12 protein-coding genes are annotated in these 21,850 nt (G+C 37.9%); 10 read left to right on the forward strand and 2 right to left on the reverse strand.

Annotated elements, in window-relative coordinates:
- Nucleotides 1-24: 24 nt before the first annotated feature.
- The 6 genes from LUA90_RS13710 (at nucleotide 25) to LUA90_RS13735 (ending at nucleotide 11,876) form a co-directional block, all read left to right on the forward strand.
- Nucleotides 25-1,434 (forward strand): APC family permease, encoded by a 1,410-nt coding sequence (locus LUA90_RS13710; protein WP_231491263.1) that lies wholly within the window; start codon nucleotides 25-27, stop codon nucleotides 1,432-1,434.
- 61 nt (nucleotides 1,435-1,495) lie between these two features.
- Nucleotides 1,496-3,778: a S9 family peptidase gene (locus LUA90_RS13715; protein WP_231491264.1), complete on the forward strand. Its 2,283-nt coding sequence runs from the start codon at nucleotides 1,496-1,498 to the stop codon at nucleotides 3,776-3,778.
- A 64-nt stretch (nucleotides 3,779-3,842) separates the two neighbouring features.
- Nucleotides 3,843-7,382, forward strand: a complete 3,540-nt coding sequence (locus LUA90_RS13720) for a family 43 glycosylhydrolase (protein ID WP_231491265.1) — start codon at nucleotides 3,843-3,845, stop codon at nucleotides 7,380-7,382.
- 218 nt (nucleotides 7,383-7,600) lie between these two features.
- Nucleotides 7,601-8,998 carry an aminopeptidase P family protein gene (locus tag LUA90_RS13725; RefSeq protein ID WP_231491266.1) on the forward strand — a complete coding sequence of 466 codons (1,398 nt, stop codon included), beginning with the start codon at nucleotides 7,601-7,603 and terminating at the stop codon, nucleotides 8,996-8,998.
- Between the two features lie 6 nt (nucleotides 8,999-9,004).
- Nucleotides 9,005-10,777, forward strand: coding sequence for an aminopeptidase P family protein (locus tag LUA90_RS13730; protein ID WP_231491267.1), 1,773 nt, complete (start codon nucleotides 9,005-9,007; stop codon nucleotides 10,775-10,777).
- 175 nt (nucleotides 10,778-10,952) lie between these two features.
- The gene (locus LUA90_RS13735) at nucleotides 10,953-11,876 is read left to right on the forward strand and encodes a hypothetical protein (protein WP_231491268.1); all 924 of its coding nucleotides are present in this window, start codon (nucleotides 10,953-10,955) and stop codon (nucleotides 11,874-11,876) included.
- Nucleotides 11,877-11,959: 83 nt separating this feature from the next.
- Here the strand turns inward: LUA90_RS13735 and LUA90_RS13740 are convergent, their stop codons facing one another.
- Both LUA90_RS13740 and LUA90_RS13745 read right to left on the reverse strand, forming a co-directional pair.
- Nucleotides 11,960-12,331, reverse strand: coding sequence for a DUF4260 domain-containing protein (locus LUA90_RS13740; RefSeq protein WP_231491269.1), 372 nt, complete (start codon nucleotides 12,329-12,331; stop codon nucleotides 11,960-11,962).
- Between the two features lie 69 nt (nucleotides 12,332-12,400).
- On the reverse strand, nucleotides 12,401-13,000 hold the full coding sequence (locus LUA90_RS13745) for a Crp/Fnr family transcriptional regulator (RefSeq protein ID WP_231465369.1): 600 nt from the start codon (nucleotides 12,998-13,000) through the stop codon (nucleotides 12,401-12,403).
- A gap of 195 nt (nucleotides 13,001-13,195) precedes the next feature.
- On the opposite strand from LUA90_RS13745, the gene LUA90_RS13750 reads away from it, so the two are divergent.
- The 4 genes from LUA90_RS13750 to LUA90_RS13765 all read left to right on the forward strand — a co-directional run bounded on the left by LUA90_RS13750 (nucleotide 13,196) and on the right by LUA90_RS13765 (nucleotide 21,715).
- On the forward strand, nucleotides 13,196-14,683 hold the full coding sequence (locus LUA90_RS13750; protein WP_231465367.1) for a xylulokinase: 1,488 nt from the start codon (nucleotides 13,196-13,198) through the stop codon (nucleotides 14,681-14,683).
- 13 nt (nucleotides 14,684-14,696) lie between these two features.
- Entirely contained in the window at nucleotides 14,697-16,028 is a 1,332-nt protein-coding gene (gene xylA / locus LUA90_RS13755) for a xylose isomerase (RefSeq protein WP_231491270.1), read from the forward strand.
- Between the two features lie 130 nt (nucleotides 16,029-16,158).
- Complete coding sequence (locus tag LUA90_RS13760; RefSeq protein ID WP_231491271.1) at nucleotides 16,159-17,175, forward strand: LacI family DNA-binding transcriptional regulator; 1,017 nt, start codon at nucleotides 16,159-16,161, stop codon at nucleotides 17,173-17,175.
- Nucleotides 17,176-17,356: 181 nt separating this feature from the next.
- A complete protein-coding gene (locus LUA90_RS13765) occupies nucleotides 17,357-21,715 on the forward strand; it encodes a hybrid sensor histidine kinase/response regulator transcription factor (RefSeq protein WP_231491272.1) in 4,359 nt (1,452 codons plus the stop codon).
- The last annotated feature ends 135 nt before the right edge of the window (nucleotides 21,716-21,850 follow it).

Consider the following 21,850-nt stretch of genomic DNA (forward strand, 5'->3'; position numbering starts at 1 on the left):
TCTCAACTGAAAACTAAACCATCAATGAAACAAGAAACCACAGAATTTAAGCCTACCTTAAAATTAATGGATGCCACCATGCTGGTTGCAGGTAGTATGATTGGCTCAGGAATTTTTATTGTAAGTGCCGATATTACCCGAAATGTAGGCAGTTCGGGATGGTTATTGGTGGTTTGGTTAATTACCGGCTTTATGACATTAACGGCCGCATTAAGTTACGGGGAACTGAGCGCTATGTTTCCAAAAGCCGGCGGACAATACATTTATTTGAAAGAGGCCTACAATCCTTTAGTAAGCTTTCTGTATGGCTGGAGCTTTTTTACAGTGATACAAACCGCTACCATTGCAGCGGTGGGTGTGGCTTTTGCGAAGTTTACCGCCTACCTCGTGCCCGCACTAAGCGAAGATTTAGTTGCAGTAGATTTAGGATTTCTCACCATATCACCGGCGCAGCTGCTTGCCATAGGCGTAATTGTATTGCTTACCTACGTAAATAGCAGGGGCGTAAGCGCAGGTAAAACCATACAAACCACTTTTACCGTAGCTAAGTTATTAAGCTTGTTTGGGTTAATTGTTTTTGGTTTGTTTTTTCTTGATCAGGATATATGGAAAGCCAACTGGAATAATATGTGGACGCTCGGTTCGCTTTCGGCAGATGGAAACATTACAACCTATACTACATTTGCAGCATTTGGCGCAATTGCGGCTGCGATGGTAGGCTCTATTTTTAGCAGTGATTCATGGCACAATGTAACTTTTATTGCCGGAGAAATCAAAAATCCGGCTCGTAATATCGGCTTGAGTTTAGCCCTTGGCACCATCATCGTTACCGTACTCTATATTCTTACTAACGTGATGTACACGGGTGTACTAAGCCTGCATGATATAGCTTATGCAGATAAAGATCGTGTAGCAGTTGCAGCAGCAAATGGCATTTTTGGCACCGTTGGTACCATTACTATTGCAGTGATGATCATGGTATCTACCTTCGGATGCAATAACGGATTAATTATGGCCGGAGCCAGAGTATATTATTCTATGGGTAAAGATGGACTGTTCTTTAAAAAAGTAACCGAACTTAATAAAAATGCTGTGCCAGGGTTTGGTTTATGGATTCAGTGCATTTTTGCTAGTCTTTGGTGCTTAAGTGGTAAATATGGAGACTTGCTGGATATGATCTCTTTTGTTGTGGTTGGTTTTTACATGTTAACCATATTCGGGATTTTCATTCTCCGCAAAAAAAGACCAAACGCAGAACGACCATACAAGGCATTTGGTTATCCGGTATTACCCATTATTTACATACTTATGGGTTTATCTTTCTGCATTTTACTTATCATATTTAAGCCAAAATTTACATGGCCGGGTCTCATTATCACTTTAGCTGGTATTCCAGTTTATTATTTAATCAGGCGATTTAATCCTGATAAGTAAAATCAGCAGGTTAAGGCATTGATATTATCCTCTTTTATATTCACAGCTTAATACAGCTACAATGAAATTTAAACTCCGGTTTCAAAAATTGATTACCATAACGCTTCTACATTTTTGCTGTGCAACTGTTTATGCCCAGTTGCAGTATGCACCCACAGCTAAAGATATTGCCGAGGCTTACAGCAGAGCCAATAAATTGGATACGCTTTTGCGCAACATTCCTACTAATAACGAAATTGTTCCGGTGTGGTTAAAAAATGGGACGGCTTTTTGGTACAAGAAAAATCTGCCTAACAAAAACTGGGAATATTTTTATGTTGATGCGGAGACCGGAAAAAGAACATCGGCTTTTGATGCCGAAAGGTTAGCCCAAAATATCGAAAAAACTACCGAAAGAAAAACATCCGCTTTGCGTTTACCTGATTTATATTTTGCGGATGCAAACCAATTAAAACTTAAAATAAAAAACCAATGGTATGTAATCAATTTAACCGATTACAGTGTAAACACTACTGCCGATTCGACTGTATTTCGCTATAATGCTAAAACCCCACTGCAGCAAAAGCATTCTCGCTGGGAGTGGAATCCATCAATAAGTAAATCGCCAGATGGCAAAAACGAAATCGAAATTCGCGGCGGTAATGTGGTGCTTATTAATTTAGCTTCAAAACAAGAAACCGTTTTAAGTACCGATGGAACAGCAGATAAACCTTTTGGTAATTTTGAATGGTCGCCTGATGGAAAATCAATCATCGCTTACAAAATCAATCCGAAGGAAACTAAAAAAGTCTACTATGTATTAAGCTCTGTACCAGGAACCACACGAGGAGAATTAAAATCCAGAGAATATGCACAGCCCGGAGATGATTTTACATCGTACCAGCCTTATGTTTTTAATGTTGCCAGCAAAAAAGCAACAAAAGTTGATGTGGAACCAATCGATTTTTTCGGTCCGCAGCCGTTACATTGGCGCAATAACAGCAACCGCTATTACACTTATGAAAAGGCCGACCGCGGCCACCAGCGTTTTCGGGTAATTGAGGTTGATGTAGAAACCGGAAAAACCAGAAACATCATTGACGAAAAAACCAAAACATTTATTTACGAAAGCAGAATTTACACGCGTTACTTGCCTAAAACTAATGAAATCATCTGGACAAGCGAACAAGATGGTTGGCGTCATTTGTATTTGGTAAACGGGATAACAGGCAAACAACAACTTATTACTAAAGGCAATTGGGTTGTGCGTGATATTGACAGCGTTGATGTAGTGAAAAGGCAGGTTTGGTTCCGAGCAAGTGGAATAAATGCTGATGAAGACCCATATTTTATCCATTATTATAGAATTGGTTTTGATGGGAAAGGTTTGATAAACTTAACGCCCGAGAAAGGCAACCACAGCCTTACTTTTTCTCCAGATAGAAAATATTATGTTGATACTTATTCGCAGGTAAACATTGCACCGATAAGCAAATTAAAGTTAACCATTAATGGGAAACAAATACAAGAACTGGAGCATGGCGAATTAGCACCTTTTCTAAAAACCGGCGTTAAGTTGCCCGAAGTTTTTGTGGCAAAAGGCAGAGATGCTAAAACGGATATTTGGGGCGTAATTTGTTTTCCATCAAATATAGACCCAGCAAAGAAATATCCCATTATAGAAAATATTTATGCCGGACCACAAGATAGTTTTGTGCCCAAAAATTTTCTGCCCGCAAGCGAAATGCAAAGTATGGCAGAGCTGGGTTTTATTGTAGTGCAAATTGATGGCATGGGCACAGCCAATCGGTCAAAAGCTTTTCATGATGTTTGTTGGCACAATTTAGCCGATGCAGGTTTTGAAGACCGAATTTTGTGGATGAAGGCGATGGCTGCTAAATATCCTAATGCAGATATTAACAAAATTGGAGTTTACGGTACATCCGCTGGCGGACAAAACTCTACAGGCGCTTTACTGTTTCATCCCGAATTTTATAAAGCTGCAGTTTCTGCATGTGGTTGTCATGATAATCGAATTGATAAACAATGGTGGAATGAGCAATGGATGGGCTATCCGGTTGGGCCGCATTATGCCGAACAATCAAACATTACCAATGCTTCAAAACTTCAGGGCGATTTATTTTTGATTGTCGGCGAAGCCGATGAGAATGTTCCGCCAGAATCTACTTATCGTTTAGCTGATGCCTTGATTAAATCAAACAAGGATTTTGATATTCTGAGCATTCCAGGTATGGGGCATAGCGATGGTGGCGTGTACGGCAGGCGACGCAAAAGAGACTTCTTTATCAAACACTTGCTAAATGCAGAAACACCAAAAGTAAATTTAGTGGCACCAGTAAAGTAATTTACAATACGATTTTTTTAGCAAAACTTTCTGATTTTGTAAATCGGAATCATTGCCAATCAACATGGAAAAGATTTACAACAGCTTACTCATTTTTTTTCTTTTGGGATTATCTGGTTCAGCCTTAAGGGCACAAACCTCGTACTTAGCTAAAGGAAATGGTAACCCTATTATTCCAGGTTACTTTGCTGATCCTACGGTAAAGAAATTTGGAGATACCTATTATATATATGCCACAACAGATGGTAATGGAGGCGGTTTTGGGCCATCACAAGTATGGACTTCAAAAGACTTTGTAAATTGGACTTTGCAAGATATGAACTGGCCAACTACGCATCATTACTGGGCACCTGATGCTACTTTGGGTCCGGATGGGAAATACTACCTCTACTACTGTCAGCCCGTAGAAATATTTGGTGCATCATCAAAAACACCGGTTGGGCCATGGACACCACTCTTGGCCCCGGGTAAACCAATTGTTCCAAATTTTTTAGTGCCCAATGTAATTACTTTAGATGGGCAGACTTTTAAAGATGACGATGGAAAATATTATATGTATTGGGGTACGTGGGGTATTTATCCCAACCATGGCTGCGGTGTTGGTTTACTAAATAACGACATGAAATCATTTTCAAAATTAGCGCAGATTCCAAATACTGATGCTAAAGATTTTTTTGAAGCACCATTTGTTTTTAAGCGAAAAGGCATATACTACTTAACTTATTCTTCAGGTTATTGTGAGGATAGTACTTACAGGGTACAATACGCTACCGCTACCAATTCGATGGGGCCTTTTAAATACGCTTTAGATAATCCAATTTTAGCAACAAATAGCGATGGAACAGTTCATGGTCCTGGGCATCAATCGGTTTTACAGCAGGGCGATGATTTTTATTTGATTTATCACCGGCACAATAATCCGCATAATGATGGTGGTTACCATAGGCAAGTTGCCGCTGATAAAATCATTTTTGATGAAAAAGGCAATATTTTGAGACTGATACCAACACATGCAGGTATTGGTTATCTGGCTAAAAATGAAAATCCCCACCCAAACTTAGCTTTAGGGAAAAAAGCTTCTGCATCTTCATTTTACGATAAAGATTTTAAGGTAGATTTTGCCTTTGATAACAATAATGGCACCTTATGGAAAGCTAAAAATAATGTCGGTTCTGCATGGATTCAAGTCGATTTGGGCAAAACTCAACAGGTTAAAAGTGTACACACCCAATTTGAATATGCTACATGGTACTATCAATATAAAATAGAATACTCGCTTGGTGGTAAAATCTGGAAACTATACGCAGATAAGAGCAAAAATACCCAACATGGTAGTCCGATGATTGATTTTGGAAATGTTAAAGCCCGATACCTTCGCACCACTATTTTACATACAGAATACCCGGGTTTAAACAAGGGAATATGGAACATACAGGTTTTTGATAATCCGGCTTATAAACCGATGATGAATACCAAAATTAAACCTTGGAAATCTTTAAAAGGATTCGACTCGAAAGGATTGCTTATTGATTTAACATTAAGCCAGTTGAGGGTAGGTACAACAGCATCGACTGTTCTTAATAAAGGCAAATTAGCTGGTAAATTTTCTGCCGAAGGCGTAAATAAACCTATTGCTGCAATGATAGCCGGAAAGAAAGCCTTAGTTTTTTCAGGTAGAGAACGAATGACTTCATCGGTTACAGCACCTTTATCTCTACTTGGAAACAGTAGTTACAGCGTAAGTATGTGGGTGCTCAATCCTGACATAGAAAAAGAGGAAACTATTGTAACCTGGACACCAAAAGGTGGAGACAACTTAACCAATGTGGCGATAGGTTATGGCAATGGAAAAAATACTGGTGCTGCCATTCATTCCGGTTGGGCTGATTTGGGGTATAAACAATTGCCAAAATCGAAGCAGTGGCACTTGGTTACCATGGTTTTTGATGGAACAATGGAGCATATTTATGTAGATGGAAAATTAGATAGGGCAGAAAGAAGAATGCTTTTTATCAATAAACTAACCAGGTTTTTGATTGGCGGCAACGCCGATGGAACGGCAGGTTTCTCTGGTGCACTGGCCTCACTAAAAATTTACGACCGGCCGCTAACCGAAGAGGAGATATCTGCCAGTTTTACTAAAGGTTTAAGTAATAATACAACAGTTTATGCAACTGCGAAAAACCTCGATTATGGAAAGGCAGATACCTGGGAAAATGACGGCGCTGCCTTAGGTAAATTAGAAATAAAAGGAAAGGCAGAAGTTGCTGATGTTGCCGGGAAAATAGCACTTGTTTTAGAGAACAATTCCAAACTGATTCTTGGAAAAGAAATTGGCCGGGCGCTTAATTTTTCAAAACCATTTACAGCCATCTTCTCTATTTTAGCTTCAAAAGGAACAATAAATAATTTTTATTTTGGGGATGGAAATAAGGCTGTACAAATAGCTGGAGATGGAAAATGGCAGCAAGTAATTTGCAGTTATGTTTCTGGTAAATTAAATGTTTACGTCAATGGCAAGCTGTCGGGCAATCCGTTCGTGGTAAATCGACAAAAAAATCCCTCTGTTTTACTTGAATCTTTTGGTGGCAACCCTGTTCATCTAACTGCAATTTCATCGATTGTTATTTATAATGATGCCTTTAACCAGGATGCATGTTTAAAAGAATTCGATTTTTGGAAAAAAACTTTGAATACCACTGATTTAAATGCTGTGTTTGCTTTAAAGCCATCGGCAGTTACGCCAAATATGGTTTATATGGAAGCGCAAAAATCTCTATTGCCAGGAGCTGTATTAGAATATCTTTTTAATGATGAAAAAGATAAAAAGCAGAAGCAATGGCAACAATCGGCAACCTATATTGATTTTACTGCCTTGCCACAGCAAACCTATAGCTACACGGTTAAAGCAAGAGATAATTTTGGGAATGTAACTAAAAGTTCCTTGCCCTACACTGTAACAACAGATTCTTCACGGTTTCTGGTTAAAAAACAATTTGGAACAGCTCAATCCATTCCTGCTGCAAATGATGTTTTGAAAGGAACATCATGGGATGGCTTTATGGGCAATGCGGATACATTAACGCAGCAAAACGGCATCTTAAAAATGATCTCAAAGAACACATTTTGGGATGGATCTGCAAGATTAGGTCCTTTCGTTTATCACAATGTGAAAGGAGATTTTGTTGCAGAGGTAACCTTGGCTGATATGCTGGGATGGACGCAAAAAAAAGCTTACGGCGCAAACGAAGCCGGAATTATGGTTAAAGCTACCGGAAGCAATACACAACTGCTTCAAAATGGCATAATGCCGGGTTGGGGTGTGGGTAATATCGTTACCGATTTAAATTCAAGCGGACGCAAGCAAACCAATAACCTTTCGGGTTGGACTTTTTTTAAAAAACTTCAAATTCAAAAGATAGGAAATACGTTTTATCTGCGTGGTAGCAACGATGGTAAAGACTGGAAAAACCTTCCGGGTAGTCCGGTGAGAAGAGATGATTTGACCAATATAGATTTACAGGTCGGGGTTTATCACGCTACTTATGGCGAAAATTTTGGCTATGGTGCTTTTAGCAATTTTCAAATTATTCAGCAGAAGTAAATACGATAAAATATCTCTTTTAGGTTTAATTACGGCTTTTTAATCTTCATTAGAAATAACTGGTAATTTAATAATGAAAACACTGTTTACAATTGTTCGCCCCGCCAGTGCAGCATTTTATCCTTTTACATTTTTACTTTTAAACGCAGAAGTTTTTTGTGCTGTTTCACTACTTTTGATCCATAATTTTTCATCATCTATATAAAAATACCATATCAATGTTCGATAAAAATATATATGCCGCGAGGAGAAAAGCTTTAGCTCAAGAATTAAAATCTGGTCTGCTTCTTTTTTTAGGAAACGAAGAAAGCCCATTTAATTATACCGACAATACCTATAGTTTTAGGCAGGATAGTACATTTCTCTATTTTTTTGGAATAGCTCAGGCTGGATTGGCTGCCATTATCGATATCGATGAGAACCGGACAATCATTTTTGGAAATGAAATGAGTATTGATGATTTGGTATGGATGGGAAGGCAGCAAACGCTTCAGGATAAAGCATATAATATTGGTGTGGAGCATGTTTTTCCAGCTAATCAATTGGCAGATTACATAAAAAATGCTCTTCATAAAAATAGAGCCGTTCACTTCCTGCCGCCATACCGGGCAGAGAATAAAATCAAGCTTGCAGATTTATTTAACATCGGAGTTGCGAATTTAAAACAAGCAGCATCTATTCCCTTCATCAAAGCGGTTGCTGCACAACGGTCGGTTAAATCAGTAGAAGAAATTATTGAAATTGAAAAGGCGGTAAACCACACCATTGATATGCATTTATTGGCTATGCGTAGTGCCAAACCGGGGATGATAGAGGAAGAAATTGCAGCAATCATTCATGGTGAAGCACTTAAAACGGGTGGCAATATTGCCTATCCAATAATTTTAAGTGTACATGGAGAAATTCTGCACAATCATTATCATGGTAATACTATGATGGAAGGGCAAATGGTGTTAAATGATTCGGGTATGGAAACGGCTTTTGGATACTGCGGAGATTTAACCAGAACTTTTCCGGTAGGGAAAAAATTTGATAACAGGCAGCGGGAAGTTTATGAGATAGTGCAGCAGGCACTACAAAATGCAGAAGCTGTTTTAGCACCAGGTAAAAATTTTATTGATGTACATTTTGAAGCCTGCAGAACCCTTGCACAAGGAATGAAAGATTTGGGACTGATGAAAGGTGATGTAAATGAAGTGGTTGCTGCGGGCGCACATGCGCTTTTTTTTCAATGCGGTACCGGGCACATGATGGGCTTAGATGTGCATGATATGGAAGACCTGGGTGAGGAATATATAGGCTATGATGAAACATTGAAAAAGGAAAAAACGCTTTTTGGATTAAAATCATTGAGACTAGGAAAGGCGCTTGAGCCGGGTTACGTACTTACTGTTGAGCCAGGGATTTACATGATTCCGGATTTAATTGATTTATGGAAATCTGAGAAAAGATTTGAATCCTTTATCAATTATGATGCGGTAGAGAAATTTAAAGATTTTAGCGGCATCAGATTAGAAAATAATTACAGCATTACAACAGATGGTTATCAATTGCTGGGTAAACCTTTAGCTATTGATGCTGATGAGGTTGAAGCAATAAGAGGCCAGGCTTATTAAATTTTTATGACTTACCAGGATAAATTAATGGCCATTAGGGCAGAAATGCTGAAAAATGGTATTGATGCTTACATTATTCCATCATCCGATTCGCACATGAGTGAATATGTGCCTGATTATTATAGATGCATTTATTTTGCTTCTGGTTTTACCGGATCTGCCGGAACATTAGTGATTACGGCAAATTTTGCAGGCTTATGGGCAGATTTTCGTTACTTTGAACAAGCCAACCAGCAATTAGAGGGTAGTGGGTATGAGCTGGTAAAATTAAAAATTCAACATACACCTGAATATATTGACTGGCTTTGTTCGAGGCTACCTTTAAATTCAACAGTTGCATTCGATTATCAATTAATGTCGATGGCGCTGGGAGCGGAGATTAAAACTTCTTTAGGTGCAAGGCAAATTCAGATAAAGGATGCTGACCTGCTTTTAAATATTTGGCAGAGTAGGCCGCCACTGCCAACAGACCAAGCATATCTATTGCCTGAAAAAGATTGCGGGCAGACTTTTGAAAGCAAAATTATGAATTTGCGGATTGAAATGCAGAAAAACAGAGCCGAAGTTCACGTCATATCGAGCTTGGATGATTTGGCATGGCTTTTCAATATCCGTGGTAAAGATGTAAGCTTTAATCCGGTTGTACTTTGTTATGCAATGGTTTCACTGAAAGAGGTCACGCTTTATATCCAAAAGGAGAAACTGACTGATAAAGACACAATACTGCTAACCAAACGCCATATTACAATCAAAGCCTATGAGCAAATTGCTGCCGATGTTTCGCAACTGAAAAACTGTTCGATATTATTAGATGGCAAACGAACCTGTTATCAGTTTATCAATTTGTTGTCGCCCTCCCTGCAAATTATTCAAGAAATAAATCCTGCGGTGTTTTTAAAATCAATTAAAAACGAGGTTGAAATTGAAAATACAAGATTGGCCATTATTCAGGATGGGATAGCATTAACCCGTTTTTTTAAATGGCTGGAAGAGAATATCGGGATAAACCGGATTACAGAAATATCAGCATCCGAAAAAATTAAATCTTTTCGCGAAGGCGGAAAAAGCTTTGCAGGTTTAAGTTTTGCCACTATTGCAGGCTATGGCCCTCATGCAGCCTTGCCTCATTATTGTCCTGATGAAGAGCGTGATAGTGAACTCAAGCCGGAAGGTCTTTTTCTATTGGATTCGGGCGGGCATTATTTTTACGGTACAACCGATGTTACCCGCACGGTGCCACTCGGCATTACCACTGATGAAGAAAAAAGAGATTATACCTTAGTGCTTTCTGCCATGATATTGGGCTCGGCTGCTAAATTTCCACAGGGTACAAGAGGTTATCAAATCGATGGGATTGTTCGTCAGCAAATGTGGCAAAAGGGAATTAATTATGGTCATGGTACCGGTCACGGTGTTGGTTATTATTTAAATGTTCACGAAGGACCGCAAAATATCGGGCCATCAAATGCTGCTATAGCTGTAGATTTAGGTATGATTACGTCTATCGAACCCGGTATTTACCGACCAGGTAAACATGGTGTCAGGATAGAAAATCTGGTGTTAACCGTAGCACATCAGAATACTTTTTTTGGTTCATTTTTGCAATTTGAAACACTTACGCTAGCCTATATCGATACTTCAATAGTTATTTCCGAACTATTAACGGCTGAACAGATTAGTTGGCTAAACACATACAATGCGATGGTTTACGAAAAATTGAAAGCTGAATTAAGTGAAGATGAACGGTTATGGCTAGCAAAGAAATGTAAGCCAATTTAAAAGCCAGTTTTGGTTAAGCGGTCATCTTCTAAGGGAATAGAGCAAACTTTGCGCTGGCTTAGATGGCTATTGGATTTCATGCTTTCTATAATCTTTTAATTTTTTTTGTCGAATAGATTTGTTGATGCAAAAAAGGATGACCAAATTAGCCTCAAACAAATCAAAGCCCTAATATATGATGCGTCTTTACAAAAGTAGTTTGGTAACATTGGCGCATGCCAAAATTGTTTTATCTATCTTTTTGCTAATAATATTTTGTAGCGATGCATTTGCGCAGAATACGGGTTTCAAAGTTATTCCTAAAGAAATCAGCGAGATATCTGGTTTGTATGTTGCAAACAGCAATCTCATTTACGTGCATAATGATAGTGGCGATACATCACGATTCTTCGCTATGGATGCTAAAGGCAATTTAATATCTACAATATATTTTAAAGGAGATGTTTCAAATAAACATTTAGGTGTAACGGATTGCGAAGACATAGCCGCTGGTCCCGGGCCTGTAAAGAATCAAAACTACATTTACCTTGGAGATATTGGCGATAATAGCAGTAACCGTCCTTACATTACCGTTTACCGATTTTTAGAGCCAGGCAAGCTTTCAAACAAGCGGCAAATTAAAAGTGAAGCTGTTCATCTTAAGTATCCCAATGGTGCTCAAGATGCCGAAACTTTAATGATTGACCCGATTTCGAAAGAATTAATAATTGTTTCTAAGCGTCAAGATACAGTTGGAATGTTCTCCGCATCAATTGCTTTTAAAGACGGAGATACCATTACTATGAAAAAAGAAGGAAACCTTTTTCTACCTGGCAAAGGGATGTGGAAGTACGTTGTTTCTGGCGATATATCTCGTGATGGGCGACAGATTATCTTAAAAACTTATACAAATGTTTACTATTGGTTGAGAAATGGCCGTGAATCTATCTCTCAAACTTTGCATAGGCCGCCAACAAAACTTCCCTATATCCTGGAGCCTCAAGGTGAAGCAGTCGGATTTACACCAGATGGAAAATTTTATTATTCTATAAGTGAAGGAAAAAATGCAGCTATCTATCGATATAATATCCCAGTTATCCCCGCTAAAACCTTAAAATAAGCGTTGCTACACATCGTTTTATTAAATTTTACAACGATTTCTAATCCTTAAGAAATGATTTGAATGGATGATTTTTAAAAAAATTAAGCGGTATGCTTTTCTTTTCCGACAATACCCAGATGTGTAAAATTAAAACCGCTATTAAATTTTAATCCATAGCCCATAACACGGTCCAGGCTACTGTGTCCAAGCATTACAAGGCCTGCTAATTCCATGTAAGGTATTTTAAAAATCATACCTGAAAATGCCACAACAATTGCCACAAGTTGATGATGGAACAAGTTGTAGGTAAAAGCCCCTATCTTATTATTTAAAAGGTATCCTAACATACCCAAGTCTGGGATTAAGAAGATAGGAATCCAAACCCACCATGCAAAATGTATTGGTAAATTATTGATTAGTAGAACTGAAATTAAAAATGGAACGATGGCTTCTGCCTGAAGGAGTTTTTTCATTGTCTTTTGATTAATAATCAAATTTCATGAATTTTAAACCACCCAAACGTTAACAAAAGATAATAAAATTTAGCGCTCTTTTTTGCTGATTATTCTTGCCCGGATGCGGCTAAGGCTTACCGGAGTTATACCTAAATAATTTGCGATGAGGTGTTGCGGTATGCGTTCAATTATTTTCATTTTATTTCCATGTAATAGTTGCAAATAACGCTCCTCGGGTGAATGTATTAGAAGTGAAGTCATACGCTCCTCTAACCCTAAAACAAGGTATTCAGCCAGCACTCTGCCAAACCTTTCCCACAACTGAGATTTATCGTAGAGCGAAAGGAGTACGCTATACGGGAAAGTGATAAGGCTACAATCGGTTAGTGCTTCAATTGTTAATCGAGAAGGTTGGCCGGTTAGTGCGCTAAAGTATGAGCCAACCAAGTGATTTTCGAAGTAAAAATAGGTTGTTTTTTCTTCACCATCATGAGTATAATAATGCCTCATATTACCATTGAGGATAAAACCGATTTGTTGTTCTCTTTTACCTTCGGTTATCCAAAATCCGCCTTTATCTAGGTGTCGGTAGCTTAAATGCGGAACTAAGAGTTCCCAATCCTTATCGGAGAGTTTTACAAATAGATTAATGGCATTTCTGAGCATTGCCACATGTTTTGCATCCATTACACTAATTTAAATATTATGTTGAGAAAAGCATCCCACCAAAAACATTTTCTGAAGGTGCTGCGATAAATGAAATCAGGCTTGACCGACTATGATTTTAATTGTAAATACGATATTACATTAGAACATTGCATTACATAAAATTAATACCTAAGTTTATGCAACCGTTTGCATAAATTAGATAAATTTAAAATAATGTATTTATTAGGCATAGATATTGGCACATCATCAGTTAAAGTTTCCGTAGTTGATGTTGCAAGTCAACAAACTATTGCATCAGTATCTTACCCAGAAACTGAAGCGGCTATTCATTCGCTGAAGCCTGGCTGGGCCGAACAATCTCCATCAGATTGGTGGACATTTACTCAAAAGGCGATTTTATTGCTAAGTGAGTCTGAAAAAATCGATACAAAGAAGATTGATGCTATAGGTATAGCTTACCAAATGCATGGTTTGGTGATAGTTGATAAAAATCAAAATGTGCTTAGAGATAGTATCATCTGGTGTGATAGTCGGGCTGTTGATATTGGGAATGATGCATTTGTTCATTTAGGAGAAACCCTGTGTTTAGAAAATTTGCTGAATTCTCCAGGAAATTTTACTGCTTCAAAACTGGCCTGGGTTAAAGCAAATGAACCAGAAATTTATGCTCAGATTGATAAGGTAATGCTGCCGGGAGATTATATTGCCATGCAGCTAACAGGAGAAATTACAACCAGTATCTCGGCACTGTCTGAAGGAATTTTTTGGGATTTTAAGCAAAATAATTTGTCGCAAGATCTTCTAAATTATTATGGAATTGATGAGCAATTAATTGCTGAACAGCGACCATTGTTCTCTATCCACGGTTATCTGAAAGAAAATATAGCCAGCCATTTGGGTTTAAAACACGGCATTCCTGTTAGTTATAAGGCAGGCGACCAGCCAAATAATGCACTCTCCTTAAATGTTTTAAAGCCGGGTGAAGTTGCTGCAACCGCTGGTACATCGGGTGTTATATATGGTGTGAGTAGTGATTTAACCTATGATAGAAAATCTCGGGTAAACACTTTTGCGCATGTTACCTACACTCCCGAAAATCCTAATACCGGTGTTTTGCTTTGCATAAATGGAACGGGTAGCATGTATCGTTGGGCCAAATACAATTTTGCACCGCATTTAAGCTACCCTGAAATAAATGAGCTTTCTGCTAAAGCACCAATTGGTAGTAACGGATTAAAAGTTTTACCCTTTGGCAATGGTGCAGAACGGATGCTGGGTAATAAATATACTGGGGGGCAGTTAATCGGAATCGACTTAAACAAACATACACTGGCAGATATTTTCAGGGCTGTTCAGGAAGGTATTGCATTCGCATTTCGCTATGGATTAGATATTATGCGGGAAAATGGAATGCAACCAAAAGTAATCAGGGCCGGCCGGGCAAATTTATTCTTAAGCGATGTATTTGCTCAAACCTTTGTAGATGTAACCGGTATTCGGCTGGAGCTCTACGAAAATGATGGAAGTGTAGGGGCAGCAATTGGAGCAGGCATTGGTGCGGGCATATTCAAATCCCCAGAAGAAGCATTTTCTCAACATAAAATGATTGGTCATCTTGAGCCTAAAAATAGCCTTGATTACGAGGGCATTTATAAAGAGTGGAAACAAGTATTGATTAATCAACTAAATAATCTCAAATAATAAAAACAAAGCGATGAATAAAGTAGTAACAGGCGAAAACGAATTTTTTAAAGGAATTAACCAAATCCAATTCGAGGGTTTGGAAAGTAATAATCCATTGGCGTTTAGATGGTATAATGCCGACAGCGTTGTGGGTGGTAAAACCATGAAAGAACATTTCAAATTTGCCTGCTCGTATTGGCACTCTTTTAATGGAAACGGAGCTGATCCATTTGGTGGGGCAACTCATATTTTCCCATGGGATGAAAAAAAAGACGCCATAGAAAGAGCTAAAGATAAGATGGATGCAGCATTTGAATTTATTACAAAAATGCAATTACCATATTATTGTTTTCATGATGTAGATGTTGTAGACTACGTGAATGACGTGGCAGAAAACGAACGCAGACTACAAACGCTGGTTGAATATGCTAAGCAAAAGCAATCTGAAAGTGGTGTAAAATTACTTTGGGGCACGGCTAATCTATTCAGTCATAGGCGCTACATGAATGGCGCTTCTACCAACCCTGATTTTCATGTTTTGGCTCATGGCGCTGCTCAGGTAAAATTCGCTCTCGATGCTACCATCGCTTTGGGCGGAGAAAATTACGTTTTTTGGGGCGGCCGTGAAGGTTACATGAGTTTGCTTAACACAAATATGAAACGAGAGCAGGAGCATTTAGCAAAATTTCTGCATACCGCTAAAGATTATGCCCGCAAACAAGGTTTCAATGGAACGTTTTTTATAGAACCAAAGCCTTGCGAACCATCAAAACACCAGTATGATTATGATGCTGCTACAGTAAAAGGTTTTCTGCAGCAGTACGATTTATTAAACGACTTTAAATTAAACCTGGAAGTTAACCACGCAACTTTAGCAGGGCATACTTTTCAGCACGAATTACAAGTTGCGGTTGACAGCGGCTTATTAGGCTCAATTGATGCCAATCGTGGCGATTATCAGAACGGTTGGGATACAGATCAATTTCCTAATGACATTAATGAATTAACAGAGGCCATGTTAATTATTTTAGAAGGCGGTGGCCTGCAAGGCGGCGGTGTAAACTTCGATGCTAAAATCAGAAGGAATTCTACAGACCTAGCCGATTTGTTTTATGCACACGTTGGCGGTATGGATATTTTTGCTCGTGCTCTGCTAACGGCTGATGCCATTCTTCAAAAGTCAGACTACAAAAAAATCAGGGCCGAACGTTACGCTTCTTTTGATAATGGAAAAGGTGCTGAGTTTGAAAATGGCAAACTCACATTAGAAGATTTAACAAAATATGCAGCTGAAAATGGAGAACCTGAAGTACGCAGCGGCAAGCAGGAATATCTGGAAAATCTAATCAATAGATATATTTAGGCTGAAAATTCAATAATTGTAGAAAAGCCCCTGCAAATATATGCTGTTGGCAGGGGTGTCTATTTAATTTATTTTATAATTGTTGCAGCTTATGGTTTTTCTTTTATTTGTAAACTCATCCTCCTAAATAGTGAAAAAAACAACAATATATGATATCGCTCAGGCGCTTAATGTAACAGTCTCAACCGTTTCAAGGGCTTTAAGTGGTTCTACATTAATTAGCAAGGCAACAACTGATGCAGTTTTGAAAGCAGCCAAGCAAATGAATTATACGCCGAATAAGCTTGCTTCTGCACTTAAATCAGGAAAAACATTCATTGTCGGAATAATTGTTCCATCGGTAGAAGCACACTATTTTGCCTCTATCATACATAGTATTGAGGAAGTACTAAAGGAGGACGGCTATCGAATTATCTTGTTTCAAACCAAAGAATCTGTCGAGAATGAAATAAAAGGCGTTAAAACATTACTCGAAGCTCAGGTTGATGGTATTATGGCGTCAATGTCGCTGGAGACAGATGATGTAAGCCATTTTCACGAAATTATAAACCAAAATAAACCTTTGGTGCTTTTTGATCGAATAAATAAACCGATAGAGGTTCCAACGATTTCTTTAGATGATTTTCAGGCGGGTTATCTCGCAACGGTGCATTTGATAAAAAACGGCTACAACAAAATAGCCTTTATAACAACTTCACGCCAGATAAGAATTTTTAGTGAGCGTTTACGTGGCTACACAGCAGCCATGAATGAAAACAGTTTATCAATTATGGAGGATTACATAATCTTTGGTGGCCTCTCTGTAGAAGATGGACGCCTGGGCGCTGAAAAACTGATGAAATGTGAAGAAATTCCCGATGCTGTTATTGCAGCCGACGACTTCACAGCATTGGGTGTAATTAAAGAACTGAAAAGAATCGGTAAAACTCCGCCACAAATTGGGGTAATCGGGTTTGCTGATGAAGGATTTTCTGAACACATAACGCCTGGTCTTTCAAGCATCGATCAACATCCCTCAAAAATGGGATTGCTCTGTGCAGAAATGTTTTTAAAGATGGTCAAACAAAAAAATGTCTATCAAAATGTTAGACATATCGTAATGGAACCAACTGTTATAGAGCGCACATCAACTAATCGTAAATATTAATCAGCTGTTGATTAGAGAGTATTAGCGTGCCTATTTAAAAATAGTAAATTAAGAATTATCCGTTCAAATACCCATTTTAATATTGTTTGATATAATCATTACATTTACAAATAGCCCAAAGTAATTCTACAAGGCAGCAAAAAAAAAATAACCAAATAAAGCACAATTCCAAGTATCGGATATGGCCCGCATTTTTAATTTCTTCCTTTCATCTATACTTCTTTTCCTGTTGTCTTTTCAGGCTACAGCCCAATTGAATTTTAAAAGTGAATTTTATTCAACAGAAAACGGCCTTTCACATGATGCGGTAACAAATATCATAAAGGATCGTGAAGGCTTTATCTGGGTTGGTACCTGGAATGGGATCAATCGTTTTGATGGACATAATTTTCGTTCATTCAAATCTTTTCCGGGTGATCTCTCACATTTAAAAAACGACCGTATTGATCAAATTGTTGAAGACTTAGGAACAAATTTGTGGATCAAAGCCTACGACAACCAGATTTATCGCTTTGATAAAATCAAAGAACAATTCAGCCCTTTCAAAATGCATCATGGTATAAAAGTGCTTTTTAACCGGATAAAAGTTGGTAATGAGGGAGAAATATTTTTAATTACCAAAAATGATGGTTTAGTTATCATTCCAGATCCAAAAATCCCCGAAATATATAATCATTTCTCTGCTCATACTTCTTCTGCAATTAGATTGCCATCTGGTAAAATAAATTTCGTTTTGGAGGATGCACAGAAAAAAGTCTGGATAGCCACCGATAAAGGAATTGTTTGTTTAAGGAAACAAAATAAACGTTTTGTTCAGATTAAACTGGATGCCAGCATTTTCATTGCAGAAAATTTCGGGTCGTTTGCAGAAAGCAGGTTCAGTCTATTTTTCGGTTCTGACAAGGGGAAACTCATTACGGTCAACAAATCTAACGCTTCCTCAAGGTTGGAGCGTATATCAGCATACAAAATCAATAATCTTTTAGCATCAAAATTCGAGGAAAAAATCTACGCTTCAACATCAGCAGGAGAAATCATCACCTTATTTGTAAATCCATTTAGAAGTGCCACAATAACCCACGCTGGCGAAAATCTGACATGGATGTTTGAAGATAATGCCGGGATGGTTTGGATTGAGCCAGAACATAATGGTGTGATTTCCTATAATCCAAAAACCAAGGTTTTAAAGAAAATTAGCGCAATAAGCGATGATGGATATTCCTACAATGGAACTTATTTCAGCGCTTTTGAGGATAATAAAGGTAGAGTTTGGGTAAATATGAAAAATGCCGGTTTTGGGTATTTTGAAGGCGATAAAACGGAATTTAAAATATTTAACAGTGGTAAAAGTTCATCCTTCGATAACCTTCCAAATGCCATTACTGCCTTGTTTTATGAAGGCGAAGGGGTTATTTGGTTTAGTAGTGTGGATAGAGGAGTGAATAAATTAGTATTGCAGGAAGGTTATTTTAAACAACGTTTTCCAGTGGAGAAAACCATACAGAAATCAGACAATGATGTGCGAGGGATATGGGTGGACAAGAAAAACCGGCTTTGGCTTGGCCAGAAAAGTAAAAACATTTATGTTTTTAAAGATGGGAAGCGCGTTTCCATTAAATTTACTAACCAAGAAAAAGCCAGCTTAGGTGCGGTATACTGTATTTTAGAAGATAGTAAAAACAATATTTGGCTCGGTACAAAAGCTAATGGCTTATTTTTGGCAAAGCCCGTAAATAAGGACAGAACCAGCTATTCGCTTACTCATTTTAAAAAAGAACAGATGTTGCCGTTTTCATTAAACAGTAATGAAATCTATTCGCTTTTGGAAGATAAATTTGGTAAAATTTGGATTGGCACTTTTGATGAGGGTTTAAATGTGGCGAATGTTAGTGGGAGCAAGGTTAAGTTTTGGAATAAACATAATGGTTTAAAAGGTTATCCAGGTGAAGGTTTTCAAAAAATTAGAACATTAGCATTGGATAGCGCTGGCAACGTATGGATTGGAACAACGGATGGCTTACTGATTAAGGATGCAGGTTCTCTGAATTTGCCAGGTAGAAGGTTTTCAACCTATGCTAAAAGGCCGGGTGTAAAAAACAGCCTTGGCAATAATGATATTCAGTTTATATTCCGTGACCATAGAAATAAAATGTGGTTAAGTACTTCAGGCGGTGGTTTGGATAAAGCACTCATAAATGACCCTTTTAAAAAGGTAAACTTTAAAAATTATACCACACAGAACGGTCTCCCAAATGATTACGTGCTCAGTTGTACAGAAGATCATCATGGTTATATATGGGCAGCCACTCAAAATGGATTGTCGAAATTTGATCCATTAAAAGAAGAATTTACCAACTATGGCACCCATAATGGATTACCAAAAGTAACATTCTCCGAATCCTCTAGTCAGCATTTTGCTGATGAATCTATTGTATTTGGTACCAATCGAGGCTACATTTATTTCCATCCTGATAGTGTTTTAACCAGGAAAACTTCTGCCAAAATGGTGTTTACCAACCTGCAGGTAAACAATGTCGATCAATTTCCAGATTCAAACGGAATAATCGAGGCCAATGTTAACTATTTGAAGAAGCTCAAACTTAATCATGATCAAAATATTTTAAGTATTGATTACGCCGTCTTAGACTCAAAGAATGGCGCAAAGCAATCATATGCATATCGTCTTCGAGGCTTTGAAACAAGTTGGAACATTAACAGAGAAAGACGGAGAGCCACATACACCAATTTACCTCCGGGGAATTACATATTTGAGGTTAAAAGTTTGGATAAGGAAAGTTTCATTAATCCGCCTTATAAACAGCTTGAAATAAGCATTTTGCCACCTCCATGGAAAACATGGTGGGCCTATTTAATTTATGCATTAATAACCTTGGCCTTGATTGAAGGTGCAAGAAGGATAGTTCTTACCATGATCAATCTTCGCAATAAAATAACCATCGAGCAGAAAATGGCAGAATTAAAAACAAACTTTTTTACCAATATTTCTCATGAACTACGAACCCCACTTACATTAATCTTAAACCCCATTGAAGAAATACAAAGGAATGAGGTACTCAGTCAGCAAGGTGCTGATCAGATTGAGATTGTAAAAAAGAATTCGAACCGAATGATTCGCTTTATCAATCAGCTTTTAGACCTGAGAAAGTTGGAAAGTGGCAAGGCAAATCTTCAAATTGCAAATTTTGATTTAACTATACTAATTAAGGAAGTTTCGTCCTATTTTCATGAAACTGCATTGAAAAGGAACATTACCCTTTCACTTATTCCAGATAACATTGCATTGTACATCTGGGGCGATAGGGAAAAATTAGATGTGGTAATATACAATCTCCTTTCAAATGCTTTTAAGTTTAGTGCGGATAACTCTAACATTCTGATAAAGGTTGATAACGACTCTGCCAATGAATGTTTAAGCATTTTGGTTCAAGATCAGGGTATTGGTGTTTCAGCAAATAAACTGGAAGAAATATTCAATCTCTATTATCAGGGAAACAATCCTGATGATATCAATCAGAAGGGATCAGGAATTGGCCTGGCGCTTTCCAAAGAAATAATTGAATTACATGGTGGCCAGATATCTGCACATCAAAATAGCGGTCAGGGTCTGAGTATTAAAGTAACTCTTATAAACAATAAAACTCATTTTGTGGGAGATAATATCGAATTTGTTGCGAATGATAAGGGTTTAGCCCTGAACAGTACAACAAAGGCAGATGCTAGACCTGAGCGGATTGATCCTGATGTTCAACAAGAAATAAGGTTGCTACTGGTGGAGGATAATGATGATTTGCGGAACTTCCTTAGCACACAACTTAGCAGATTTTATCAAGTTGAAACAGCTGCTGATGGGGCTGAAGGCTTATTGAAAGCTCAAAAATCTATGCCCGATCTAATTGTAAGCGATGTGATGATGCCTGTTATGAGCGGTATTGATATGCTCGACAGGCTAAAGAGCGACCTTGCAACGAGTCATATTCCTGTGGTCTTGCTATCGGCAAAATTTTCTATCGAAGACCAGATTAAAGGATTACAATATGGAGCAGATTATTATATCACAAAACCATTTAATAATGAGTTTCTGATAGCCGCGATTGCAGGATTAATTAAACAGCGACGAAGGGCCTTCGTTTATTTGGTAGAGAAAAAACAACTACCCCCTCTGCAACCCTCTGATATTGTGATTACCGATAAAGACAAACTGTTCATGGAAAAGGTAATCGAAATTGTTGAACAAAACATGGAAAACACTGATTTTAACATAGATTCTGTTGCCGAAGCAATTGGCATGGGAAGATCTACATTTTACCGTAAATTTAAAAGTTTAACAGATTTTGCGCCAGTTGAATTTGTTAGGGATATGCGTTTGCAACGAGCAAAACAGTTTCTTGATGGTGGTGAGAAAAGTATTTCTGTAATTGCATATACCGTTGGCTTTACTAATGCAAAGTATTTTAGCACTTGCTTTAAAGAAAAATATAAATTTTCTCCTTCAGAATACTTGAAATCAAAAGGTGAGTAATTGATTTTGACTAATACTTAAACCCATTTGCACATTTTTTAACCAGCCCTTTGTGCTTCTGATTATATTTTTGTCTTATTACTAACCAAATAGCAGATTGTTTAGTGCGTTCAGCAGTTATCAATCTGAAACGGA

It is taken from the genome of Pedobacter sp. Leaf170, from assembly GCF_920984665.1.
In the GTDB taxonomy this organism is placed as follows: Bacteria; Bacteroidota; Bacteroidia; order Sphingobacteriales; family Sphingobacteriaceae; genus Pedobacter.

Bases quoted from the DNA above. Each gene is read 5' to 3' on its own strand.
- LUA90_RS13710 (WP_231491263.1), top strand. From the start codon at position 25: ATGAAACAAGAAACCACAGAATTTAAGCCTACCTTAAAATTAATGGAT.
- LUA90_RS13715 (WP_231491264.1), top strand. From the start codon at position 1,496: ATGAAATTTAAACTCCGGTTTCAAAAATTGATTACCATAACGCTTCTA.
- LUA90_RS13720 (WP_231491265.1), top strand. From the start codon at position 3,843: ATGGAAAAGATTTACAACAGCTTACTCATTTTTTTTCTTTTGGGATTA.
- LUA90_RS13725 (WP_231491266.1), top strand. From the start codon at position 7,601: ATGTTCGATAAAAATATATATGCCGCGAGGAGAAAAGCTTTAGCTCAA.
- LUA90_RS13730 (WP_231491267.1), top strand. From the start codon at position 9,005: ATGACTTACCAGGATAAATTAATGGCCATTAGGGCAGAAATGCTGAAA.
- LUA90_RS13735 (WP_231491268.1), top strand. From the start codon at position 10,953: ATGATGCGTCTTTACAAAAGTAGTTTGGTAACATTGGCGCATGCCAAA.
- LUA90_RS13740 (WP_231491269.1), bottom strand. From the start codon at position 12,331: ATGAAAAAACTCCTTCAGGCAGAAGCCATCGTTCCATTTTTAATTTCA.
- LUA90_RS13745 (WP_231465369.1), bottom strand. From the start codon at position 13,000: ATGGATGCAAAACATGTGGCAATGCTCAGAAATGCCATTAATCTATTT.
- LUA90_RS13750 (WP_231465367.1), top strand. From the start codon at position 13,196: ATGTATTTATTAGGCATAGATATTGGCACATCATCAGTTAAAGTTTCC.
- xylA (WP_231491270.1), top strand. From the start codon at position 14,697: ATGAATAAAGTAGTAACAGGCGAAAACGAATTTTTTAAAGGAATTAAC.
- LUA90_RS13765 (WP_231491272.1), top strand. From the start codon at position 17,357: ATGGCCCGCATTTTTAATTTCTTCCTTTCATCTATACTTCTTTTCCTG.